Genomic DNA, 21763 nt, shown 5'->3' on the forward strand with positions numbered 1-21763 from the left:
AAGGGCTTGGTGAATTGGCCAAGCCGGTCATCGCGATCGCGGGTTCGTCCGGCCTGATTGGTTCGGCGTTGGCTGCGGCGCTGCGTGCCGCGGACCACCGGGTGCTACGCATCGTGCGCCGCACACCCGCGAATCCCGATGAACTGCACTGGAATCCGGAGAGCGGCGACTTCGATCCCGACGCGCTGGCCGAAGTCGACGCGGTGGTCAACCTGTGCAGCGTCAATGTCGGGCAGCGCCGGTGGTCGGGTGCTTTCAAGCAGAGCCTGCGGGACAGCCGCATCACGCCTACCGAGGTGCTGGCGACGGCGGTCACTGATGCCGGTGTTGAGACGCTGGTCAATGCCAGCGCGGTCGGTTTCTACGGCGACACCAAGAACCGTGTGGTCGACGAAAACCACCCCGCCGGAACGGGTTTCCTGGCTCGGCTGTGCGAGGACTGGGAGGCGGCGACGTTGCCGGCGCAGGACAGCGGTGTCCGCGTGGTGCTGGCCCGCACCGGCCTAGTGCTGGCCGCGGCGGGCGGTGCCCTGCGCCGTATGCGCCCGCTGTTCTCGGTGGGACTGGGCGCCCGGCTGGGCAGTGGCCGTCAGTACATGTCCTGGATCAGCCTGGAAGACGAGGTGCGGGCGTTGCTGTTCGCCATCACCCACCCGTCGCTGTCCGGCCCGGTGAACTTGACCGGACCGGCACCCGTCACCAACGCGGAGTTCACCACCGCCTTAGGCAGCGCGGTCAATCGCCCGACGCCGCTGGTGTTGCCCGCCTTCGCCGTTCGCGCTGTGCTCGGTGAGTTCGCCGACGAGGGGCTGCTGACCGGTCAGCGCGCCATCCCGTCCGCGCTGGAGCGGGCCGGTTTCCAGTTCCACCACAACACCATTGGCGAGGCGCTGGCATACGCGACAGCCCGTCGCGTTCACGACTGATTGTTGGGCGGCGAAGGTTTCGGTGCCTGCTTTCCGCACGGGTCGCGATTGTTGAGTTTGCCCATTACAGTGCCCGCAGCCCGGCGCTGGCCGCCTGACGACTACTCCTGTCCTCGTGGGTGGAGTTGTTGTTCAGGGTGGTGGGTGGTGTTGGTGCGGGGTTGGCCTCGGTCGAGGTGGGGTCGGGGATCTATGCGGTGGTGCCGTTGGTGTGGCGTTGGGTGGTCCAGCCTTGGGGGCTGAGCATGCGGTGGTGCGGTCCGCAGGCCAGGGTGAGGTTGTCGATGCCGGTGGTGTGGCAGGTGGCGTAGTCGGTGATGTGGTGGACCTCGCACCAATACCCGCCCACATCGCAGCCGGGGGCGGTGCAGCCGCAGTGTGCAACCACAGCGATCTGCACCCACACCCCGAGGAAACACCGGGAGTACTCTCACGGCCATGAGTTCAATCCGGGCGCAGACCGGCCCGATCGACGTGCGCCAGCTGGCGACGGTCGACTATCGCACCGCCTGGCAGCTGCAGCGCGATTTGGTCGACGTCCGGGCCGATGGCGAACCCGACACCCTGCTGCTACTCGAGCACCCACCCGTCTACACGGCCGGACGTCGCACCGAGCAACGCGAACGTCCAGCCGACGGAACCCCCGTCGTCGACACCGATCGAGGCGGCAAGATCACCTGGCACGGCCCCGGGCAGTTGGTCGGCTACCCGATCATCGTGCTGGCCAAACCGCTCGATGTGGTGAATTACATTCGGCGCCTTGAGGAATCGTTGATCAAGGTGTGCTGTGACCTCGGCTTGGACACTGGCCGGGTCGACGGCCGTTCCGGAGTGTGGGTGCCCGGACGGCCCCCACGCAAGATCGCCACCATCGGCGTGCGGGTGTCGCGGGCAACGACGCTGCACGGGTTCGCGATCAACTGCGACTGCGACCTGGGCGCATTCACCCCCATCGTGCCCTGCGGCATTAGCGACGCCGGGGTGACGTCGCTGACCGCCGAACTCGGTCACACCGTCACCGTCGACGAGATCCGCGGCGCCGTCGCCCAGGCCGTGTGCGATGCGCTCGACGGCGTCTTACCGGTAGAAGCCCACGACTTACCCGTGGGAGCCGACGAGGCCGCCCGCGTAGCATCGACCCCGTGACTGTTGCTCCGGAAGACCGCAAACTGTTGCGGCTGGAAGTGCGCAACGCGCAGACCCCGATCGAACGCAAGCCACCGTGGATCAAGACCCGGGCCCGAATGGGGCCGGAGTACACCGAGCTCAAAAGTCTGGTGCGGCGCGAGGGCCTGCACACCGTCTGCGAAGAGGCCGGCTGCCCTAACATCTTCGAATGCTGGGATGACCGGGAAGCAACCTTCCTAATAGGCGGCGATCAGTGCACCCGCCGCTGCGACTTCTGCCAGATCGACACCGGCAAGCCCGCCGACTTGGACCGCGACGAGCCGTGCCGGGTCGCCGAAAGCGTGCAGACGATGGGACTGCGCTACGCCACCGTCACCGGCGTCGCCCGTGACGACCTGCCCGACGGCGGCGCATGGCTGTACGCCGAGACGGTGCGGGCCATCAAGGAGCTCAACCCGTCGACGGACGTGGAGCTGTTGGTGCCCGACTTCAACGGCGAACCCGCGCGCCTGACCGAAGTCTTCGAGTCGCGCCCGGAAGTGTTGGCGCACAATGTCGAAACGGTGCCGCGCATCTTCAAGCGGATCCGGCCCGCGTTCAGCTACCAACGCAGCCTCGGCGTGCTCACCGCGGCGCGGCGGGTCGGACTGGTCACCAAGAGCAACCTGATCCTCGGGCTCGGCGAAACCCCCGACGAGGTGTGCACCGCGCTGGCCGACCTGCACGACGCCGGTTGCGACATCGTCACGATCACCCAGTACCTGCGGCCGTCGGCGCGGCATCATCCGGTGCAGCGCTGGGTCAAGCCCGAGGAGTTCGACGACTTCGCGCGGTACGCCGAAGGGCTGGGGTTCGCGGGCGTGCTCGCCGGACCCCTGGTCCGCTCGTCGTACCAGGCCGGCCGGCTGTACGCGCAGGCCATGAGCAGCCCGCTCCCCGGACGCCCAGGGGTGACTCGCAGCCGTCGCTCACCGGCGGCTACGTATCCTTGGTGATTATGGCTAAACTCCGTACCGCCGAGAACAAGGCCGCCCGTGCCGAAGCGGCCGCCGCCCGCAAGGCCGCGGCCAAGGAGCGCCGCGCCCAGTTTTGGCAGGCGTTCAACGTCCAGCGCAAGCAGGACAAGCGCTTGCTTCCCTACATGATCGGCGCGTTCGTCGTGATCGTCGCTATCTCGACGACGGTCGGCGTACTGGCCGGCGGGTTCACGATGTTCACCCTGATCCCGCTCGGGGTGGTGCTGGGCCTGTTGGTGGCGTTCATCATCTTCGGGCGCCGGGCCCAGAAGTCGATCTACCGGCAGGCCGAAGGTCAGACCGGCGCGGCGGCCTGGGTGCTAGACAACCTGCGCGGCAAGTGGCGGGTCACCCCCGGTGTGGCGGCCACCGGACACTTCGACGCCGTGCACCGGGTGATCGGCCGGCCGGGCGTCATCCTGGTCGGCGAGGGATCGTCGGGTCGGGTCAAACCGCTTCTGGCACAAGAGAAGAAGCACACCGCACGACTGGTCGGCGACGTACCCATCTACGACGTCGTGGTGGGCAACGACGCGGGTGAGGTGCCGCTGGCCAAGCTGGAGCGACACCTGACCAAGCTTCCCGCCAACATCAGCGTCAAGGCGATGGACGTCCTGGAGTCGCGGCTGGCCGCGCTGGGGTCGCGGGCCGGGGCAGCCATAATGCCGAAGGGGCCGCTGCCCAACGCCGGCAAGATACGTGGTGTGCAGCGCACCGTGCACCGCAGGTAACCTGCAAGCAAGAATTACCGCCGCACCACGGCAGTATTGGTGATCCGTTCCTGGATACCGCGCCCACCCCAGTCGGTGAACAGCGCCGGGATCACCAGGGCGACCAGCAAACCCCGCACTATCACCCGCCCCAGGCCCAGCCGTTCGTCCAGCGCGACCACCCGAAGCCCGAGCGCCAGCTGGCCGGGCGTGAAGCCGAACAGCCGCAGCGCCACCACGCCGAGCAAGAACCAGATCACCAGCACCGCCCTCGACAACGTCCACTCGGAGAAAATGCCGGCCGCCAGGCCCAGCGCGGCGGGCCCGTAGGCGATCAGCCAGTCGATCATCAGCGCCGCCAGCCGGCGGCTCATCGGCGCCAGCGAACCCAGCCCGGTTTTCGGCAGGCCAAGCGTGTCCCCCGGGTACGCCGGGCTCGCCTCCGGCATCAGGTGACCTCGCCCGAAAGGCGGGACTGGCTGGTGCGTACGCGGAGCAGACCGGATACGATCTTGCGATCCCATGGGCCTCACAATAGAACCCGCCGGTGCCCCGCTCTGTCTGCGAGACGCGTGGTCACGTAACCTCCGCGCAACACGGGGTTGACGGGCGGGCAACATCATCCCCATAGCTTCAGGCAGCGGATTACACAGCAAAGGGGCATTCAGTGACGGAAAAGACGCCCGACGACGTCTTCAAGCTCGCCAAGGAAGAGGTCGTCGAATTTGTCGACGTGCGGTTCTGTGACCTGCCCGGAATCATGCAGCACTTCACGATTCCGATCTCGTTCTTCGACCAGAGCATTTTCAAAGACGGGTTGGCCTTTGATGGTTCGTCTATTCGCGGATTCCAGTCCATCCAGGAGTCGGACATGCTGCTCCTGCCGGACCCTGCGACCGCGCAGATCGACCTTTTCCGTGAAGCCAAGACGCTGAACCTCAACTTCTTCGTGCACGACCCCTTCACCCTGGAGGCGTACTCGCGCGACCCGCGCAACGTCGCACGCAAGGCCGAGAACTACCTGATCAGCACCGGCGTCGCCGACACCGCGTACTTCGGCGCCGAGGCGGAGTTCTACATCTTCGACTCGGTGACTTTCGAGTCGCGCACCAACGGCTCGTTCTACGAGGTGGACGCGATCTCCGGTTGGTGGAACACCGGCGAGCCCACCGAGGACGACGGCACCCGCAACCGTGGCTACAAGGTCCGCCCCAAGGGTGGCTACTTCCCGGTTGCCCCGGTCGACCACTACGTCGACCTGCGCGACAAAATGCTGTCCAACCTGATCAAGGCCGGTTTCACCCTGGAGAAGGGCCACCACGAGGTGGGCACCGGCGGCCAGGCCGAGATCAACTACAAGTTCAACACCCTGTTGCACGCGGCCGACGACATGCAGCTGTACAAGTACATCGTCAAGAACACCGCGTGGCAGCACGGCAAGACCGTCACCTTCATGCCCAAGCCGCTGTTCGGTGACAACGGTTCCGGCATGCACACCCACCAGTCGCTGTGGAAGGACGGCAGCCCGCTGATGTACGACGAGACCGGCTACGCCGGGTTGTCGGACACCGCTCGCCACTACATCGGTGGCCTGTTGCACCACGCGCCGTCGCTGCTGGCGTTCACCAACCCGACGGTGAACTCCTACAAGCGTCTGGTTCCCGGGTACGAGGCCCCGATCAACCTGGTCTACAGCCAGCGCAACCGGTCGGCCTGTGTGCGTATCCCGATCACCGGCAGCAACCCGAAGGCCAAGCGGCTCGAGTTCCGTTGCCCCGACTCGTCGGGCAACCCGTACCTGGCGTTCGCGGCCATGCTGATGGCCGGCCTGGACGGCATCAAGAACAAGATCGAGCCGCAGGCGCCGGTCGACAAGGACCTCTACGAGCTCCCGCCGGAAGAGGCCGCCAACATCCCGCAGGCACCCACCCAGTTGTCCGCGGTGATCGACCGTCTCGAGGAAGACCACGAATACCTCACGGAGGGCGGCGTTTTCACGCCCGATCTGATCGAGACGTGGATCAGCTTCAAGCGCGAGAACGAAATTTTGCCGGTGCAGATCCGTCCACACCCGTACGAGTTCGCCCTCTACTACGACGTCTAGAGACGGCCTTAACTGGAAGATTGACTTAAATGACCCCGGGGATCGTCCCTGGGCCATTTCTTCTGCCGACGCGCTACCCTCCGATTTCCCCGATCGCGTGGCGTTGCGCGCTCACCCCAGAGCCATGTTGTGTCAGACAGCGTGGCGGGTGGGCAGCAGCCTCGACGAGGTCGTCTTCGAGGAGCTGCGAACACTGTGCACCACACCCGCAAGCCTGATCTCACTCGCCGCAGGACGTGCCGGGGCCATGTTGTCACTGACGATGGTCAACCACCGCAACGAATCTGCGCGACTGGCCACCAAGCAAATAGCCTTCTTTGATTCGGCCGATGATCAGATGAGCACTCGTGGTCATGTCGGCAGCGATGTTCGCCAAACTGTATGCCGGAGAGGTACGCGAGGCTTTCCGGGTCGCGCAGGCCGTTACCAACTTGCTGGCCGACGACGGCTCCGAGGGCAACATCGCGGAGTGGGGACTGGGGTCGCCACTGGCCGTCACGCTGTTTTACCGCGCCCAAGCGCAGGCGTGCCTTGGCGATAATGTCTGGCGCGCCGATCTGAAGCGGGCCATCGCGATTCAGCGCGAGCTGGCTGACGCAGCCATCGTGATAGTGATCACCTATGGTTACTCGCTGTCAATCACCAACGGGCTCCTCCTGCCGGATGCCGCCGCGCTGGCCGAGACGGACGAGGTCCTTCGCTACGCCGAAACGTCAGGTGACGCAGTGGCATTGGCGCTCACCCAAGTGGCACACGGACTGGTGCTGACACGGTCGGGGGCTCACAACGAGGGCGTGGAGTTGATGACGCGAGGCCGCGAGGCGCAACTCGTGCAGCGCAACCTCCTCGGGGTTTCGATTGCCGACATCCATAACCCGCTGTTGCGGGCTGAAGCGGGGGATCTCGACGGCGCGATCACCCTCGGGCGAGCGACCGCCGACGACCTGATCGCGTCCGGCGAGATGGTCATACGCGGCGCGGCGATCGCCGCGCTCGTGGACGCCTTGCTGGCACACGGCGGTCGCGCCGACGTTGACGAAGCGGAGGCTCTTACCGATCGCCTGGCGAGCGTGCCGACCGAGCTAAAGTTTATTATATCATAAAGGACATCTGGCTAGTGCGGCTACGCGCCCTGCTGGCACGGGCCCGCCGCGACGACACTTTCTATCACGAGTATCGAAGCCGCTACCGCGCGATGGCGACAAAGTTTGGTTCGAGGAGCACATGGTGTGGGCCGAAGCCATGCCGTACTAGCCGGGGTGTGCCGATTGGCGGGCGACCATTTTCGCTGAGAGCAGGGCTACTCGGCGTGCCGCGACCGCAGCCAGGCACCTCATGGTCGGACGACCAACACGCCGCGCGAGGCGCTGGCAGGCTGGTCCTCGGCCATCTCGACCAGCTCGAGCCAGCTGCCCGGAGCGATGCAGTGGATCTCGACGATCTCCGTGCTGTTCAGAAACGCACTGCTGATGTAGAATTTCATTGGATACCCGTGCCCAGGCCGGCTCGATGAAGACGCCTTCGGCCTCCGCGGTCACCCCTTTCGCATCCGAAATGGTGCCCTTCGCAAACACTTTCACACCTGCGGTGCGGTCGATCCCAGGCGTCACAGCGAAGCGGTCTTAGTGGCGTGCCGCGCAGATACTTCACGCTGATGGTGCCGGTGAACCGCGCCTTGCACAGTCCCTCGCTGGCCGCCTCACCAAGCATGTGGTCGAGCACCAGCGCGCTGACCCCGCCGTGCACCAGACCGGGCGGCCCTTCGTAGGCCTGGCCGAGGACGAACTCACTCCAGCAGCGGCCGCCGTCGCCGTGCCGAACGGCGAGCGGTGGCGCGATCGGATTGCACGGGCCCACAACGGCATTGCCCAGCGGCAGCGGCCGGTCGTTGACCCGGAAGGTCACTCCGGCCGGCCTGGCCCGCTGGCGCAGCAGTTTGGTGACGTCTTCGATCGCGCCGCGCGTGGCCGTGACGACGTCGTCGTCGGCCTCGGTCCGGATGGTGGCGTCGATCAGCGCGCGGACCGCTTGGGCCAACGGCGCGTAACGGGCCATCACCCGATCGGCCTCACCGGCGTCGAGCACTTCGAACAGCGCCTCGAACGCGCTCGCCTCCCGACTCAAGTCCCGAACACCTTGCGTACCACCGCTTTTGCCCGACGCGTCACGCGCAGATAGTTATCCAAGAACTCACTTCCATCGTCGTTGTGCCAGTCCGCCGCGACCGCGACCGCGTTGAGCTGACGCCCCGGCCCGGGCAGCTGATCGCTCGGTTTACCCCTGACCAGCACCAGTGCGTTGCGGGCCCGCGTGGCCGTTAGCCAGGCCTGGCGCAGCAGGTCCACCTCGTCGGCGGGGATCAGCCCGGTCTCGGCGATCACGTCCAGCGACTCCAGCATCGAGGTGTTGTGCAGACCCGGGATGTCGTGCGCGTGCTGCAGCTGCAATAGCTGCACCGTCCACTCCACGTCGGCCAGTCCCCCGCGACCCAACTTGGTGTGCGTGTTGGGATCGGCACCGCGCGGCAGGCGTTCGGATTCGACGCGGGCCTTCATCCGCCGAATCTCGTGCACCGCCTCGGCGGACACTCCGTTGGCGGGGTAGCGCGTCTTGTCGGCCATCAGCAAGAACCGCTGACCCAACTCCTGGTCCCCGGCCACCGCGTGGGCGCGCAGCAGCGCCTGGATCTCCCATGGTTGCGCCCATTGCTCGTAGTACGCGGCGTAGGACCCTAAGGTGCGCACCAGCGGTCCGCTGCGGCCCTCCGGTCGCAGGTTGGCATCGATCTCCAGGGGCGGATCGACGCTGGGCGTCCCCAGCAGTGTGCGCAACTGCTCGGCGATCGACGTCGCCCACTTGACCGCGACCGCTTCGTCGACACCGTGCACCGGTTCGCAGACGAACATCACGTCGGCGTCGGACCCGTAGCCCAGTTCGTTGCCGCCCAACCTGCCCATGCCGATCACCGCGATCGTCGCCGGCACCTTGCCGTCCTCGGACAGGTTGGCCCGAATCAACGCGTCCAGCGCGGCCTGCAGCACCGCGACCCACACCGACGTCAACGCCTTGCACACGTCCCGGACTTCGAGCATGCCGAGCAGGTCCGCCGATGCGATGCGGGCCAGTTCCCGGCGGCGCAGCGTGCGGGCGCCGGCGATGGCCCGCACCGGGTCGGGATGACGGGCCGCCGAGGCGATCAGCGCGCGGGCCACCACCTCGGGCTCGGCCTCGAGCAGTTTCGGGCCGGCCGGCCCGTCGCCGTAATCCTGGATCACCCGCGGCGCGCGCATCAGCAGATCCGGCACATACGCCGAGGTCCCCAGCACGTGCATCAGCCGCCGAGCCACCGCCGGCTTGTCGCGCAGCGTGGACAGGTACCAACTCTCCGTCGCCAGCGACTCGGACAGCCGGCGATAAGCCAGCAATCCGGCATCGGGGTCCGGGGTGTAGGACATCCAGTTCAGCAGTCGAGTCAGCAGCACCGACTGCACGCGGCCGCGCCGGCCGCTGAAGTTGACCAGCGCCGACATGTGCTTGAGCGCGGTCTGCGGCCCCTCGTAACCCAGTGCGGCCAGCTGACGTTCGGCGGATTCGATCGTCATGCCATGCGCGATCTCAAGCCCGGGCGGGCCGATCGATTCCAGCAGCGGCTGGTAGAAGAGCTTGGCGTGCAGCTGGGACACGCGCACGTTCTGGTGCTTAAGCTCCTCGCGCAACACGCCGGCCGCGTCGTGCCGGCCGTCCGGGCGAATGTGGGCCGCCCTCGCCAGCCAGCGCACCGCCTCCTCGTCGTCGGCTTCGGGCAGCAGGTGGGTGCGCTTGAGGCGTTGCAGCTGCAGCCGGTGTTCGAGCAGCCGCAGAAACTCATACGACGCCTTCAGGTTCGCGGCGTCCTCGCGCCCGACGTAACCGCCCGCCCCCAGCGCGGCCAGGGCATCGACCGTGGACGCCACGTGCAGCGAGGTGTCACTGCGGCCGTGCACGAGTTGGAGCAGCTGCACCGCGAACTCCACGTCGCGCAGTCCGCCACTGCCGAGCTTCAGTTCGCGATCGCGGACCTCTGACGGCACCAGCTGCTTGACCCGTCGCCGCATGGCCTGCACCTCGGCCACGAAGTCCTCACGCTCGCAGGCGGTCCAGACCATCGGCATCAACTCGTCCAGGTACCGCTTGGCCAGCTCGGCATCACCGGCGACGGCCCGGGCCTTCATCAGCGCCTGGAATTCCCAGGTTTTCGCCCAGCGCTTATAGTAGGCGACGTGCGACTCGACCGTGCGGACCAGTTCGCCGCTGCGCCCCTCCGGGCGCAACCCGGCGTCCACCTGGAAGCAGGCCGTCGAGGCCACCCGCATCATCTCGGTGGCCAACCGGGTGGACAGCGCGTCGGCCTGCTCGGCGACGAAGATGATATCGACGTCGCTGACGTAGTTCAATTCGCGGGCACCGCATTTGCCCAGCGCGATGACCGCCAGCCGCGGTGGGGTGCGATCGCCGCACACGGTCGCTTCGGCCGCCCGCAGCGCGGCGGCCAGCACCGCGTCGGCAGTGTCCGCCAGCTGGACGCCGACCAACGGGAACGGCAGCACCGGTTCGTCCTCGACCGTCGCGGCCAGGTCGAGTGCGGCGAGCACCAGCAGGTGGTCGCGGTACAGGGTGGCCAGCGCGGGCACCACCGAGTTCGGCTCGGCTAACGCGTCGTCGACGCACCGGGTGAATGCCTGGTGCAGCTGGTCGCGGGTGGGCAGTTTGACGTTGCCCCGCAGCAGTTTCCAGGACTCCGGGTTGGCGACCAGATGATCCCCCAGCGTCAGCGACGACCCCAGCACCGAGAACAAACGCCCGCGTAACGGGCGCTCGGTGAGCAGGGCAGTGGCGAGTTCGTCCCAGTCGGCGTTTGGGCTCTCGGAGAGCCGAACCAGGGCCCGGAGTGCGGCGTCTGGGTCGGGCGCGCGCGACAACGCCCACAGCAGGTCGACGTGCGCCTTGTCATCGTGGGTTGTCCAGCCCAACTGCCGCAGCCGGTCGGAGGCGCGCGGATCAACCAAACCAAGTCGGCCGACGCTGGGCAGCCGCGGGCGCTCGGTGGTGGGTTTGGTCACGTCCAAACGTTAGCGCAAGCCGCCGGACGCCCGGGTCAAGCGGCTGCTCGGATGAGCTAGAGCGACAGGTAGGTGCTCAGCTCGAACGGCGTGACGTGGCTACGGTAATTCGCCCACTCGGTGCGCTTGTTACGCAAGAAGAAGTCAAAAACGTGCTCCCCCAACGTTTCCGCGACCAGCTCCGAGGCCTCCATGGCGTGCAGCGCGCTGCCCAGGCTGGTGGGCAGCTCACGGTAACCCATGGTGCGGCGCTCTTCGGGGGTGAGGTCCCAGACGTTGTCCTCGGCCTGCGGCCCCAGCACGTAGCCCTTCTCCACCCCGCGCAGCCCGGCGGCCAGCAGCACGGCGAACGCCAGGTACGGGTTGCACGCCGAGTCAGGGCTGCGCACCTCGATCCGCCGCGAGGACGTCTTGTGCGGCGTGTACATTGGCACTCGCACCAGAGCGGACCGGTTGGCCGCGCCCCACGACGCGGCGGTCGGCGCCTCGCCACCGTGCACCAGGCGCTTGTAGGAGTTGACCCACTGATTGGTGACCGCGCTGATCTCCGAGGCGTGCTCAAGGATTCCGGCGATGAAGGACTTGCCGACGTCCGAGAGCTGCAGCGGATCGTCGGGGCTGTGGAAGGCGTTGACGTCACCCTCGAACAGGCTCATGTGGGTGTGCATGGCCGAGCCCGGGTGCTCGCCGAACGGCTTGGGCATGAAGGACGCGCGCGCACCGTTTTCGATCGCGACTTCCTTGATGACGTAGCGGAACGTCATCACGTTGTCGGCCATGGACAGCGCGTCGGCGAAGCGCAGGTCGATTTCCTGCTGGCCAGGCGCACCCTCGTGGTGGCTGAACTCCACCGAGATGCCCATGAATTCGAGCGCCTCGATGGCGTGCCGGCGGAAGTTCGACGCGGAGTCGTGGATCGCCTGGTCGAAGTAGCCGGCGTTGTCCACGGGCTCGGGCGCTGTTCCGTCGTTGGGGCCAGGTTTGAGCAGAAAGAACTCGATTTCCGGGTGGACGTAGCACGAGAAGCCGAGGTCGTTGGCCTTCTGCAGCTGACGGCGCAGCACGTGCCGCGGGTCGGCCCACGAGTGTGAGCCGTCGGGCATGGTAATGTCGCAGAACATCCGTGCCGAATGGTGGTAGCCGCTGGGTGTGGCCCACGGCAGCACCTGGAAGGTGGACGGGTCGGGGTTGGCGACCGTGTCGGATTCCGAGACGCGGGAGAAGCCCTCGATGGAGGACCCGTCGAAGCCGATGCCTTCCTCAAACGCACCCTCGAGTTCGGCCGGGGCAATGGCGACCGACTTCAGGTAACCGAGCACGTCCGTAAACCAGAGCCGGACGAAGCGAATGTCCCGTTCCTCCAGCGTGCGGAGGACGAATTCCTTCTGTCGATCCATACTGCGAACCCTAGGCAATAACTGTTAATTCTGTGTTACCCAGGTGCTTACTAACGACACCGCGGTTACATCCACCAGCGCAAACGGCTCCCCGGGCGCCCGCGCGCCGCGGTGGGTTATGGTATCCTTCCGAGCCGCATTGTGACGAATCGAGCAATCACCGCTACACCCCGCAATACGTAACTGGCTAAGACGGTTACACTAGGCACGTCGTAGCCGTGCAGGAGGGACCAGAAGTGATCGCCAAGTTGTTAGCCGTTTCAACGATTGGTCTCGGTGTCGCCCTTGGCGAGGGCACGGTCAGTGCCGCACCGGCCGTCGCCGATCCCGCGTTCAACGACCTGTCGTGCAGCTGCTAGACGCCGCCCGGTCAGACCTCGCAAGACCGCATCAACCAGGGCCTGTACGACGCGTTCACCCGCTGAGTCAGGCGCCGCACTGTAGCCCGGCCGGTGGCACGGTCTCCGCGACCAGATACCGGACGACCGCGCCGTCGACGCACTGGTTCCCGCCCAGCACGGCCGTATGCTGTGTCCCGTCGGAGGTGATCAACGGCGCACCGAGCTGGCGGGCCAGGCTCACCCCCGATTGGTACGGTGTCGCCGGGTCGTGCGTCGTCGAGACGACGACCACCTTGCCCGGCGACACCGGCGCTGTGGCGTGCGGGGCGGTCGTCGCCGGCACCGGCCACAGGGCGCACAAGTCACGCGGGGCGTGGCCGGTGAACTGCCCGTAGCTCAAGAACGGCGCGGCCTGGCGGATTTTCTGATCGGCAGAAATCCACACCGACGGATCCGACGGCGCCGGCGCGTCCACACAACGCACTGCGTTGAACGCGTCCTGGTCGTTGTCATAATGCCCCTGCTTGTCCCGGCCCTGGTAGTCGTCGGCCAGCAGCAGCAGGTCGCCGGCGTCGGTGCCGCGCTGCAGGCCGAGCAGCCCACTGGTCAGGTACTTCCAGTGCTGCGGGGTGTACAGCGCGTTGATGGTGCCGGTCGTCGCGTCGGCGTAGCTCAGACCCCGCGGGTCCGACGTGTGGCCGGGTTTGGTGACCAGCGGGTCGACCAGGGCGTGGTAGCGGTTGACGAACTGGGCCGGGTCGGTCCCCAGCGGGCAGGCCGGCGAGCGGCCGCAGTTCATCGCGTAGTCGTTGAAAGCCGTTTGGAATCCCGCGGTTTGGCTGATGTTCTCCTGGACCGGATCGACGGTCGGGTCGATGGCCCCGTCGAACACCATGGTCCGCACGTGATCGGCGAACTTCTCCAGGTAGGCGGTTCCCAACTCGGTGCCATAGCTGAAGCCGAGGTAGTTGATTTGGTCCTCCCCCAGCGCCTGGCGCACCATGTCCATGTCGCGCGCGACCGAGGCGGTGCCGGCGTTGGCCAGAAACTCCTTGCCCATCCGGCTGACGCATTCCTGAGCCAACTGCCGGTAGATCTGCTCGATGTGCGACACCCCCGCGGGGCTGTAGTCGACCATCGGCTCGGTGCGGTAGGCGTCGAACTCCGCGTCGGTGCGGCAGCGCAGCGGCGGGGTGGAGTGGCCCACCCCCCGCGGATCGAAGCCGACGAGGTCGAAGTGCCGGCCGATGTCGCTGTTCTGCAAGGTTGGCGCGATCCCGGCCACCATGTCGACGGCCGAGCCGCCCGGACCGCCCGGATTGACCAGCAGCGACCCGATCCGCTGGCCGGAAGCCGGCACCCGGATCACCGCCAACTTCGCTTGCGCCCCAGTGGGATTGTTGTAATCCACCGGCACGGACACCGTGGTGCACTGGGCGGTGGGAAGGCCGCTGGTGCCGCTCAGGATCTGGCCGCAACCGCCCCACGTCTGCCGCGCCGCCGCGGCGGCCGGCGGCGCCGGGCTCGCGGTCTGACCCACACCGGGTTCGGGAGTCGCACCGGCCGCTGGCAGAGCATCCGGCAGGGCCTGTTGCCCCGCAGCCAGCAGTCCTAACGACAGCAGCGCCGAGCTCAACGATCTCAGGCGCGACATGGCTGTCAATGCTCGCAGCTCCGCATACCCGTGACGGCGCGAATCAGTCACGCCTTGGTTTCGGCGGCGGCGCCGGGTCAGCCGTCGGCGCCGGCTAGCACTTCGCGCCGTGCGGCGGCGTGGTCCCGCCAATCAGATACGCCGTCACGTAGTCGTCGATGCAACTGTCGCCCTGGAACACCACGGTGTGCTGGGTGCCGTCGAAGGTCAGCAGCGAGCCGCGGAGTTGATCGGCCAGGTCCACGCCCGCCTTGTACGGCGTCGCCGGATCGTGCGTGGTCGATACCACCACGGTCGGCGCCAGGCCGGGTGCGGAAACGGTGTGCGGCTTGCTGGTCGGCGGGACCGGCCAGAACGCACAGGTGCCCCGCGGCGCGTTGCCGGTGAACTGGCCGTAGCTCATGAACGGGGCGATCTCGCGGGAACGACGGTCCTCGTCAATCACCTTGGCGCGGTCGGTAATTGGTGGCTGATCGACACAGTTAATCGCGACCCGCGCGTCGGTGGCGTCGGAGTAGTGGCCCTTCGAATCCCGGCGCATGTACATGTCGGCCAAAGCCAGCAGGGTGTCGCCGCGGTGTCCGATCAGCTCGGTGAGGCCGTCGGTGAGGTGGTGCCACAGCGTCGGCGAGTACAGCGCCATGATCGTGCCGATGACGGCGTCGCTGTAGCTCAGGCCGCGCGGATCCTTGGTGGACACCGGCCTGCCGATCAACAGATTGTTCGGGTCGACCATCGGGTCGATCAGGCTGTGGTAGACGTCGACGGCCTTGCTCGGATCGGTGCCCAGCGGACAGCTCGGCTGCTTGGCACAGTCGGCGGCATAGTCGTTGAACGCGTCCTGAAAACCCTTGGCCTGGCGCAGGTCGGCTTCGATCGGGTCGGCGTTGGGATCGACGGCGCCGTCGAGGATCATCGCCCGCATCCGCTGCGGGAAAGCCTCCGCGTATGCCGCCCCGATCCGGGTGCCGTAGGAGTAGCCGAGGTAGGTCAGCTTGTCGTCGCCCAGCGCCGCCCGGATGGCATCCAGGTCCTTGGCGACGTTGACGGTCCCGACGTTGGCGAGGAAGTTCTTGCCCATCTTGTCCACGCAGCGGGCGACGAATTGCTTAGTCTCGTCCTCGATGTGGGCCACACCGGCTGGGCTGTAGTCGACGTTCGGCTCGGTACGCAGCCGGTCGTTGTCGGCGTCGGAGTTGCACCAGATCGCCGGCCGCGACGACCCCACCCCGCGAGGATCGAAGCCGACCAGGTCGAACCGCTCGCGGACTCGCTTGGGCAGCGTCTGCAGCACACTGAGCGCGGCGTCGATGCCGGACTCGCCGGGCCCGCCCGGGTTGATCACCAGCGAGCCGAGCTTGTCGCCGGTTGCCGGGAACCGGATCATCGCCAGCGTGGCCACGTCACCGCCGGGCTGGTCGTAGTCGACGGGCACCGCGAGCTTCCCACACAAGGCGCCGCCGGGCAGCTTCACCGAGCCGCTGACAACCCGGCACGGCGTCCACTCCACCGGTTGCCCGATCTTGGGTCCCGCCATCAGCGGATGTCCACCGACGACGTATGTGCAGCCACCCACCAACATCTCGACGGCGGCGATCGCCGTTGAGACCAGCAACACGCGCGCGGCCTTGCCGCGGCAACTCAGACCCATGCCAACATATGCTGCCAAAGAAATCCTGAGACTTTCGTGAGCGGGCACAGCGTGCCCGCTATCGAGTGGCCATCAGCAGTTCTTCGAGCTCGACCACGAAGTCGTCGGCCATCTCCCACAGGTCGGGCAACAGCTCCGGGCAGGAGATCAACCTGACATTGAGCGTCCGTGCAATGACATCACAGTGATGTTGAGGCCCGAGCGGTGAAAGATCGGCCCCAGCGGGAACATCGCCCTCACCTCGCAACCCAGCAGTTACAGCGGAACCTGTGGGCCAGGCACGTTGAACACCACCAGGTTGTGCACCGGCATGGTCTCGGTCAACCGCGAGCTGGCATACAGTCGCATCGCGATCCCGAACACGGCGGGCGCGGCAAACTGCGTCCAGTCCTGCAGCGGCGAGGTGTCGATCGCCGAAATGTGTTGCCTGGCCACCGAATTCGCGTCGGCGATGGCTTTCAGACGTTGTAGCGGGTCGTCAAAGTCGGTGCGCAGGGTGGCGAACATGCCCGACACCTTGTTGCGCCCCGGCCGATCCGACCTGCCGTGCACCGACACCGGCACCATGGCCACCAACGACGAGTCGGACAGGATGTTGCGTTCGGCCAGGCCACAGATCTCCGACAGTTCGGCGCGCCCACCCGGCGCCGGCAGCGTGATGCGATGTAGGTGGTCACGTCGAAGTTGTTGTCGTCCACCCAAACCGGATGATCGAGGTTCAGTGTTCAGTGGACTGTCGGCAAGTTTCTCCTGGAATTCGGGCATGGCCGCCAGACGCCGCTCCAGGGCGTCGCACAGCCGGTCGAAGGTGTAGCCGCCGGGCATCGTCGAGATGTCCAACTCGAGGATCGAGCACACATGCATCGGCTGCGACGGCGTCTCTAGATATCAGGAAACTCGCGTCCACCCCGGTGAGCCGCTGCATGCGCAGAATGGTATGTCTCACACCGTTGCACCTGTGCAACCACGCTGTCGGGATGGCAAAATGATTTGGGTCAGACAAACCCGGGGACCTAATCCGGCCACGAGGGTCGAACCCACCACCAGTAGGGACAATGATGTCTGAGCAGAACGTTTACGGTGCAAACGCGGCCTCCCACACGGCTTCAGCGCCGCGCACCAAGATCCGCACTCACCACCTTCAGAAGATGAAGGCCGAAGGCCACAAGTGGGCCATGCTCACGGCCTACGACTATTCGACCGCCCGCGTGTTCGATGAGGCGGGTATCCCGGTACTGCTGGTCGGTGACTCGGCCGCCAACGTGGTCTACGGCTACGACACCACGGTGCCGGTCTCCATCGACGAGCTGATCCCGCTGGTGCGTGGCGTGGTGCGCGGCGCCCCGCACGCGCTCGTCGTGGCCGACCTCCCGTTCGGCAGCTACGAAGCCGGCCCCGCCGCCACGTTGGCCGCCGCCACCCGGTTCATGAAGGAGGCCGGCGCGCACGCCGTCAAGCTGGAGGGCGGCGAGCGGGTGACCGAGCAGATCGCCTGCCTGACCGTCGCCGGTATCCCGGTGATGGCGCACATCGGTTTCACCCCCCAGAGCGTGAACAGCCTGGGCGGTTTCCGGGTGCAGGGCCGCGGCGACGCCGCCGAGCAGACCATCCACGACGCGATCGCGGTCGCCGAGGCCGGTGCATTCTCGGTCGTGATGGAGATGGTGCCCGCCGAATTGGCTACCCAGATCACCGGCAAGCTGACCATCCCGACCATCGGGATCGGTGCGGGGCCGAACTGCGACGCGCAGGTGCTGGTGTGGCAGGACATGGCGGGCCTGAGTGCGGGCAAGGTGGCACGATTCGTCAAGCGCTTCGCGCACATCGGCGACGAATTGCGCCGCGCGGCTACCCAATACGCCGAGGAAGTGGCCGGCGGAGTTTTCCCCGCAGAGGAACACAGCTTCTGAGCTACTGCGTTCCGCAGCGAGACTCGAAGTCGGTCAGCGGCTGGCGAATCGCCTCCAGATCGGCGTGCATCTGCGGGTTGGCGTCCATGTACTGCTTGATCTGATCGCCGATCTCGTTGCGCGGTTGGCTTTTCAGGCTGGTGAAGTAGGCGTTGACGTCCAGGTGACTGAACAGATACACCGACGTAGCCGCCGCGACGCCCGACGAGACCTGGGCCAGGTCCGCAACCGTCAATTCGGCGGCGGCAGTAATTCCGCCGACGAACGCGCGCGACGTGGCGAGTGCGAAAGACACCATTGCTGGCTCCTCCATCAGGTAGACGAAACTTCCCGGCATGCAAACCATTAAGCGTTTTCGGCGTAGCTCACGGACGGATGCTGATCCTGGCGCAAATGCGCCAAACACGACCGGCGCAGCAACCACGCTCGATATATTCGCGCCCTGAGTAGGCACCGCTGGACCACAACGCTGTTGGCATGGTGATGACCCCGATTCCGGCCCTTGCCACGGTGAGCTCACTGGGCTCGGCGGGTGACCCCGAGGCCACCGTCTGTGTGGGCGCCGGCCGCCGAGTATCGGTCAGCGGTTGCGCCAACATCGGGGACGCCATCCAGCGGCGCTATGTGCCGCCGCCCGCGGACTACGCGCCGATGCCGGAAGACACCACGCCGCCTCCACCACCCCCTAGCCGCCGCATGGTGGCGGGCCCGCTGCCGTTCATCGCGATGTGGCAGGCTATGGAAACTCACCGACGAGCGTCGGTCACCCGCGAGTCGGCGTCGACACGCCTCTAACGGAGTCACGCATGCCAGAAACGTCGCGCCACCTGGAGGTGGAGCGCAAGTTCGACGTCCTCGAATCCACGGTCACACCGTCGTTCGAGGGCATTGCGGCGGTGGCCCGTGTGGAGAAGTTGCCGACGCAGTCGCTGGACGCGGTGTACTTCGACACGCAGACGCAAGACCTGGCGCGCAACAAGATCACGCTGTGCCGCCGTACCGGTGGCCACGACGCCGGTTGGCATTTGAAGCTGCCGGCCGGTCCGGACGCCCGCACCGAGGTCTGCACCCCGCTGTGGTCCGCCGACGACGACACCGTCCCCGCCGAGTTACTGGACGTGGTGCTGGCCATCGTCCGCGACCGCCTGCTCAAGCCGGTCGCCCGGACCACCACCGAGAGGGAGAGCCAGGTGCTGTACGGCGTCGACGCCCCGTTCGCGGAGTTCAGCAACGATCATGTGCGCGCCTGGTCAGCGGGTGCGGCCGACGGCCTAGCCTCGGGGCCCGTCGAGCAGGAGTGGCGTGAGTGGGAGCTGGAGCTCGACGAGTCCAGCACGACAACCGATGCCGGGCTGATGCAGCGGCTGTGTAACCGCCTCCTGGATGCCGGTGCCGAGTTGGCCGGTCACGGGTCCAAGCTCGCGCGGGTGCTGGGGACCACGGTGCCGTCCGGCCCGGCCGAGCCGACGGACGATCCGGTGCGGCGCGCGGTCGCCGAGCAGGTCGCGGAGTTGTTGGTGTGGGATCGCGCAGTGCGCGCCGACGTCTTCGACTCCGTACACCAGATGCGGGTCACCACCCGCAAGATCCGCAGCCTGCTCAAGGATGCTCAAGCGGGGCTAGGTGTTTCCGACGACTGGTCCTACGCGTGGGTGCTCAACGAGCTACGTGAGCTCGCCGGCCTGTTGGGGGTGGCCCGCGACGCCGAGGTGCTCGCGCAGCGCTACGAGCAGGAGCTGGACCGCTTGGCGCCGGAGCTGGTGCGAGGGCCGGTGCGGGACCGCCTCGTGGAGGGCGCCAAACGCCGCTACCAGTCCTGGTTGAGGCGCTCGTTGATCGCGATGCGCTCGCAGCGCTACTTCCGGATGCTCGACGCGCTCGATGAAATCGTGGCCGAGGGCTTCACGACAGCAACCGGCGAGGCGCCGACGGTCACCATCGAGGCGGCCTACAAGAAGGTCCGCAAGGCCGCCAAGGCGGCCGTGAAACTGGAGGGGGCTCACAGCTACGATTACGAAGACACGGGCCCTGCCGCCGATCCCGACGCCGACGAACACATCGAAGAAGACGACTACGAGCACCATCACGACGAGGCGCTGCACGCAATCCGCAAGCGCGCCAAGCGACTTCGCTACACCGCGGCGGCCACCGGCGCCGACGACGTGTCCAAACAGGCCAAGGCGATCCAGACATTGCTCGGCGATCATCAGGACAGCGTGGTCAGCCGCGAACACCTGACCCAGCAGGCCGACGCCGCCTATGCCGCCGGCGAAGACACGTTCACCTACGGGCTGCTCTACCAGCAGGAGGCCGACCTGGCCGAGCGTTGCCGTCAGCAGCTCGACAAGGTGCTGCACAAGCTGGACAAGGCGGTGAAGAAGACGCGCTGACGTACGGGGCGGACGAGTTGGCCTGTAAGCCGGATTCTGTGCCCGCCGCCGCGGCAGAACCAACGGCGGCGCGGTGGCGACCATCCATCTGGACACACCGTCGCCGGGTGCCTCAAGCAGTCTACCCGCAGGCTCGGGCGAGCAACCCTCAATCGCCTGCGCGAACCGCACCTTTCGGTGCGGCCTTCTTGACCTTGCTTCGGGTGGGGTTTGCCAAGCCACCCCGGTCACCCGGGATGCTGGTGCGCTCTTACCGCACCGTTTCACCCTTACCACCGCGAGGGTGGCGGTCTATTTTCTGTGGCACTTTCCCGCGAGTCACCTCGGATTGCCGTTAGCAATCACCCTGCTCTGTGAAGTCCGGACTTTCCTCGACTCGTCGCCCCAGGGAGCGCGAGCCGCGGCCGCCCGGCCAACTCCTCCGCACGAATACGGTACTCGCTGGCGAATCTCCTGGCCAGCGGCCTGTAAGCGGCGGCCCGACTATTACCTAATTTTGTCCATCGTTGCTTAAATAAGCAGTCGGTGCGACGCTGACCGCATGACAGAAGCCCAAGGATTCGTGATCAGACGGTGACGGGTCTCGCGGAGACGCAACCCATGTACAAGGCGTTGCGCGAGACGAGCCTGGAGATCAAACCGGGTTCGCAGCTGACGTACACGGCCGCGCTGCGGTCGGTGTGGAGTCGCTGCCGCTGGTGTTCGCGGCGTCATGACGCGGGTGGAGGTCGATCTGGACCTGTGCACCGGTCACGGACGCTACACTCTGGCGCCCGACGTGTTCGACGCCGACGAGCTCGGCCACTCGGTGGTGCGTCGAGAACGTCTTGGGTGACCTCGAAACCCAGGCCATCACCGACGAACGAAACTGCCCGAAGCAGGCGATCACGCTGCGCCGCGTCAACTAGCCGGTGCGGCGGGCAAGGACGTGCCAGGCCAGGTCGGCGACGGCCGCCCAATAGTCGTCGTCGATCGGTGCATCCGAGTACAGCGTGCTGACCCCGTCGCGTATTTCACCGCGGGCCTGCGCCCGGTCGATGATGGTGCGCACCTACCGCAAAACCGCGCCCGCCAGAGCATCATTCGGGTCTCGTCGTCGTGCGGTCCACACTGGCTCATCGCCAACGCCCGCAGCAGGGTGCGGCCGACCTCGGTGTTGAGCAGGCCACGTCGCGGGCCAGTGCGTGCAGGTCGGTGCGCAGCGACCCGGTATCCGCTCCCGTGCCCCAGGCCTCGAGATCGGCCAGCGCCGCGTCGACGATCAGCCCCTGCCGGTCGCCCCAGTAGCGATAAATCGTCGCCACGTCCAGGCGGACCCGCTCCGCCAGCGTCTCGACGCTGAACCGCTCGATCCCCAGCGGGCCAACTCGTCGAGCACCGCCGGTCTCACCAGCGCCCGCAAGTCCGCGGGAACCGAGTTCCCCGATGGGTCAGCTG

The 21763-nt window shown here is 66.7% G+C and carries 21 protein-coding genes, 1 other RNA gene and 3 pseudogenes; 10 read left to right on the forward strand and 15 right to left on the reverse strand.

Annotated features, from left to right (window positions below; all coding sequences use genetic code 11):
• Nucleotides 1–14: 14 nt before the first annotated feature.
• On the forward strand, nucleotides 15–926 hold the full coding sequence (locus FQ389_RS10080) for a TIGR01777 family oxidoreductase (protein ID WP_144207240.1): 912 nt from the start codon (nucleotides 15–17) through the stop codon (nucleotides 924–926).
• 101 nt (nucleotides 927–1027) lie between these two features.
• On the opposite strand, the pseudogene FQ389_RS10085 reads toward FQ389_RS10080, so the two are convergent.
• Nucleotides 1028–1299: pseudogene (locus tag FQ389_RS10085) on the reverse strand (HNH endonuclease signature motif containing protein); the annotation flags it as partial.
• A 65-nt stretch (nucleotides 1300–1364) separates the two neighbouring features.
• On the opposite strand from FQ389_RS10085, the gene lipB reads away from it, so the two are divergent.
• Genes lipB through FQ389_RS10100 form a run of 3 tightly spaced genes read left to right on the forward strand, consistent with a single transcriptional unit; the run spans nucleotide 1365 to nucleotide 3801 of the window.
• Complete coding sequence (lipB, locus tag FQ389_RS10090; protein WP_144207243.1) at nucleotides 1365–2072, forward strand: lipoyl(octanoyl) transferase LipB; 708 nt, start codon at nucleotides 1365–1367, stop codon at nucleotides 2070–2072.
• Entirely contained in the window at nucleotides 2069–3049 is a 981-nt protein-coding gene (gene lipA / locus FQ389_RS10095; RefSeq protein ID WP_260860651.1) for a lipoyl synthase, read from the forward strand. Before lipB ends, lipA begins: the two co-directional genes overlap by 4 nt.
• Before the next feature lie 2 nt (nucleotides 3050–3051).
• Entirely contained in the window at nucleotides 3052–3801 is a 750-nt protein-coding gene (locus tag FQ389_RS10100; protein WP_144207246.1) for a DUF4191 domain-containing protein, read from the forward strand.
• A gap of 14 nt (nucleotides 3802–3815) precedes the next feature.
• Here FQ389_RS10100 and FQ389_RS10105 read toward each other — a convergent pair whose 3' ends face one another.
• Nucleotides 3816–4232 (reverse strand): RDD family protein, encoded by a 417-nt coding sequence (locus FQ389_RS10105; protein WP_144207305.1) that lies wholly within the window; start codon nucleotides 4230–4232, stop codon nucleotides 3816–3818.
• A 215-nt stretch (nucleotides 4233–4447) separates the two neighbouring features.
• On the opposite strand from FQ389_RS10105, the gene glnA (FQ389_RS10110) reads away from it, so the two are divergent.
• Together glnA (FQ389_RS10110) and FQ389_RS10115 are read left to right on the forward strand one after the other, a co-directional pair.
• On the forward strand, nucleotides 4448–5884 hold the full coding sequence (gene glnA, locus FQ389_RS10110) for a type I glutamate--ammonia ligase (RefSeq protein WP_144207249.1): 1437 nt from the start codon (nucleotides 4448–4450) through the stop codon (nucleotides 5882–5884).
• 365 nt (nucleotides 5885–6249) lie between these two features.
• Nucleotides 6250–6987: a hypothetical protein gene (locus tag FQ389_RS10115; RefSeq protein ID WP_186296350.1), complete on the forward strand. Its 738-nt coding sequence runs from the start codon at nucleotides 6250–6252 to the stop codon at nucleotides 6985–6987.
• Between the two features lie 230 nt (nucleotides 6988–7217).
• Here FQ389_RS10115 and FQ389_RS17940 read toward each other — a convergent pair whose 3' ends face one another.
• The 8 genes and pseudogenes from FQ389_RS17940 to FQ389_RS10145 all read right to left on the reverse strand — a co-directional run bounded on the left by FQ389_RS17940 (nucleotide 7218) and on the right by FQ389_RS10145 (nucleotide 16890).
• Entirely contained in the window at nucleotides 7218–7367 is a 150-nt protein-coding gene (locus tag FQ389_RS17940; RefSeq protein ID WP_186296353.1) for a hypothetical protein, read from the reverse strand.
• A gap of 7 nt (nucleotides 7368–7374) precedes the next feature.
• Nucleotides 7375–8008 (reverse strand): annotated as a pseudogene (locus FQ389_RS10120) (PaaI family thioesterase); the annotation flags it as partial.
• Nucleotides 8005–10989, reverse strand: coding sequence for a bifunctional [glutamine synthetase] adenylyltransferase/[glutamine synthetase]-adenylyl-L-tyrosine phosphorylase (locus tag FQ389_RS10125; RefSeq protein WP_144207255.1), 2985 nt, complete (start codon nucleotides 10987–10989; stop codon nucleotides 8005–8007). The gene FQ389_RS10125 and the pseudogene FQ389_RS10120, both read right to left, overlap by 4 nt.
• Nucleotides 10990–11039: 50 nt before the next feature.
• A complete protein-coding gene (gene glnA / locus FQ389_RS10130) occupies nucleotides 11040–12380 on the reverse strand; it encodes a type I glutamate--ammonia ligase (RefSeq protein WP_144207258.1) in 1341 nt (446 codons plus the stop codon).
• Between the two features lie 426 nt (nucleotides 12381–12806).
• Nucleotides 12807–14384 carry an alpha/beta hydrolase gene (locus tag FQ389_RS10135; protein WP_186296351.1) on the reverse strand — a complete coding sequence of 526 codons (1578 nt, stop codon included), beginning with the start codon at nucleotides 14382–14384 and terminating at the stop codon, nucleotides 12807–12809.
• Between the two features lie 85 nt (nucleotides 14385–14469).
• Nucleotides 14470–16026, reverse strand: a complete 1557-nt coding sequence (locus tag FQ389_RS10140; protein WP_144207307.1) for an alpha/beta hydrolase — start codon at nucleotides 16024–16026, stop codon at nucleotides 14470–14472.
• Between the two features lie 58 nt (nucleotides 16027–16084).
• A complete protein-coding gene (locus FQ389_RS19795) occupies nucleotides 16085–16177 on the reverse strand; it encodes a WSD1 family O-acyltransferase (protein ID WP_260860652.1) in 93 nt (30 codons plus the stop codon).
• Between the two features lie 104 nt (nucleotides 16178–16281).
• Nucleotides 16282–16890 carry a WS/DGAT domain-containing protein gene (locus FQ389_RS10145; RefSeq protein WP_260860653.1) on the reverse strand — a complete coding sequence of 203 codons (609 nt, stop codon included), beginning with the start codon at nucleotides 16888–16890 and terminating at the stop codon, nucleotides 16282–16284.
• A 194-nt stretch (nucleotides 16891–17084) separates the two neighbouring features.
• Here FQ389_RS10145 and panB point away from each other — a divergent pair, with 194 nt between their 5' ends.
• On the forward strand, nucleotides 17085–17936 hold the full coding sequence (gene panB / locus FQ389_RS10150) for a 3-methyl-2-oxobutanoate hydroxymethyltransferase (RefSeq protein ID WP_144207264.1): 852 nt from the start codon (nucleotides 17085–17087) through the stop codon (nucleotides 17934–17936).
• Nucleotide 17937: 1 nt separating this feature from the next.
• Here the strand turns inward: panB and FQ389_RS10155 are convergent, their stop codons facing one another.
• Nucleotides 17938–18282, reverse strand: a complete 345-nt coding sequence (locus FQ389_RS10155; RefSeq protein WP_144207267.1) for a heme-binding protein — start codon at nucleotides 18280–18282, stop codon at nucleotides 17938–17940.
• 137 nt (nucleotides 18283–18419) lie between these two features.
• On the opposite strand from FQ389_RS10155, the gene FQ389_RS10160 reads away from it, so the two are divergent.
• Nucleotides 18420–18731 carry a hypothetical protein gene (locus tag FQ389_RS10160; RefSeq protein WP_260860660.1) on the forward strand — a complete coding sequence of 104 codons (312 nt, stop codon included), beginning with the start codon at nucleotides 18420–18422 and terminating at the stop codon, nucleotides 18729–18731.
• A gap of 11 nt (nucleotides 18732–18742) precedes the next feature.
• The gene (locus FQ389_RS10165; protein WP_144207270.1) at nucleotides 18743–20326 is read left to right on the forward strand and encodes a CYTH and CHAD domain-containing protein; all 1584 of its coding nucleotides are present in this window, start codon (nucleotides 18743–18745) and stop codon (nucleotides 20324–20326) included.
• 9 nt (nucleotides 20327–20335) lie between these two features.
• Here the strand turns inward: FQ389_RS10165 and rnpB are convergent.
• An RNA gene (gene rnpB, locus FQ389_RS10170) (RNase P RNA component class A) lies at nucleotides 20336–20746 on the reverse strand.
• Between the two features lie 301 nt (nucleotides 20747–21047).
• Between rnpB and FQ389_RS19800 the strand changes: the two genes are divergently transcribed.
• Nucleotides 21048–21161, forward strand: a complete 114-nt coding sequence (locus FQ389_RS19800) for a ferredoxin (RefSeq protein WP_260860654.1) — start codon at nucleotides 21048–21050, stop codon at nucleotides 21159–21161.
• A gap of 69 nt (nucleotides 21162–21230) precedes the next feature.
• Here FQ389_RS19800 and FQ389_RS19805 read toward each other — a convergent pair whose 3' ends face one another.
• The 3 genes and pseudogenes from FQ389_RS19805 to FQ389_RS21600 all read right to left on the reverse strand — a co-directional run.
• Nucleotides 21231–21377 (reverse strand): hypothetical protein, encoded by a 147-nt coding sequence (locus FQ389_RS19805; protein ID WP_260860655.1) that lies wholly within the window; start codon nucleotides 21375–21377, stop codon nucleotides 21231–21233.
• A gap of 64 nt (nucleotides 21378–21441) precedes the next feature.
• Entirely contained in the window at nucleotides 21442–21630 is a 189-nt protein-coding gene (locus FQ389_RS19810; protein ID WP_260860656.1) for a hypothetical protein, read from the reverse strand.
• A pseudogene (locus tag FQ389_RS21600) lies at nucleotides 21631–21753 on the reverse strand (hypothetical protein); the annotation flags it as partial.
• Nucleotides 21754–21763: the final 10 nt, after the last annotated feature.

It is taken from the genome of Mycobacterium tilburgii (genome assembly GCF_902168065.1).
GTDB lineage: Bacteria > Actinomycetota > Actinomycetes > Mycobacteriales > Mycobacteriaceae > Mycobacterium > Mycobacterium tilburgii.

Excerpts from the sequence above, each read along its gene's own strand:
- FQ389_RS10160 (WP_260860660.1), top strand. The coding sequence starts at position 18,420 with ATGACCCCGATTCCGGCCCTTGCCACGGTGAGCTCACTGGGCTCGGCG.
- FQ389_RS10165 (WP_144207270.1), top strand. The coding sequence starts at position 18,743 with ATGCCAGAAACGTCGCGCCACCTGGAGGTGGAGCGCAAGTTCGACGTC.
- panB (WP_144207264.1), top strand. The coding sequence starts at position 17,085 with ATGTCTGAGCAGAACGTTTACGGTGCAAACGCGGCCTCCCACACGGCT.
- FQ389_RS10115 (WP_186296350.1), top strand. The coding sequence starts at position 6,250 with ATGTTCGCCAAACTGTATGCCGGAGAGGTACGCGAGGCTTTCCGGGTC.
- FQ389_RS17940 (WP_186296353.1), bottom strand. The coding sequence starts at position 7,367 with ATGAAATTCTACATCAGCAGTGCGTTTCTGAACAGCACGGAGATCGTC.
- FQ389_RS10140 (WP_144207307.1), bottom strand. The coding sequence starts at position 16,026 with ATGGGTCTGAGTTGCCGCGGCAAGGCCGCGCGCGTGTTGCTGGTCTCA.
- FQ389_RS10145 (WP_260860653.1), bottom strand. The coding sequence starts at position 16,890 with ATGCATGTGTGCTCGATCCTCGAGTTGGACATCTCGACGATGCCCGGC.
- lipB (WP_144207243.1), top strand. The coding sequence starts at position 1,365 with ATGAGTTCAATCCGGGCGCAGACCGGCCCGATCGACGTGCGCCAGCTG.
- glnA (WP_144207258.1), bottom strand. The coding sequence starts at position 12,380 with ATGGATCGACAGAAGGAATTCGTCCTCCGCACGCTGGAGGAACGGGAC.
- FQ389_RS10155 (WP_144207267.1), bottom strand. The coding sequence starts at position 18,282 with ATGGTTTGCATGCCGGGAAGTTTCGTCTACCTGATGGAGGAGCCAGCA.
- FQ389_RS10100 (WP_144207246.1), top strand. The coding sequence starts at position 3,052 with ATGGCTAAACTCCGTACCGCCGAGAACAAGGCCGCCCGTGCCGAAGCG.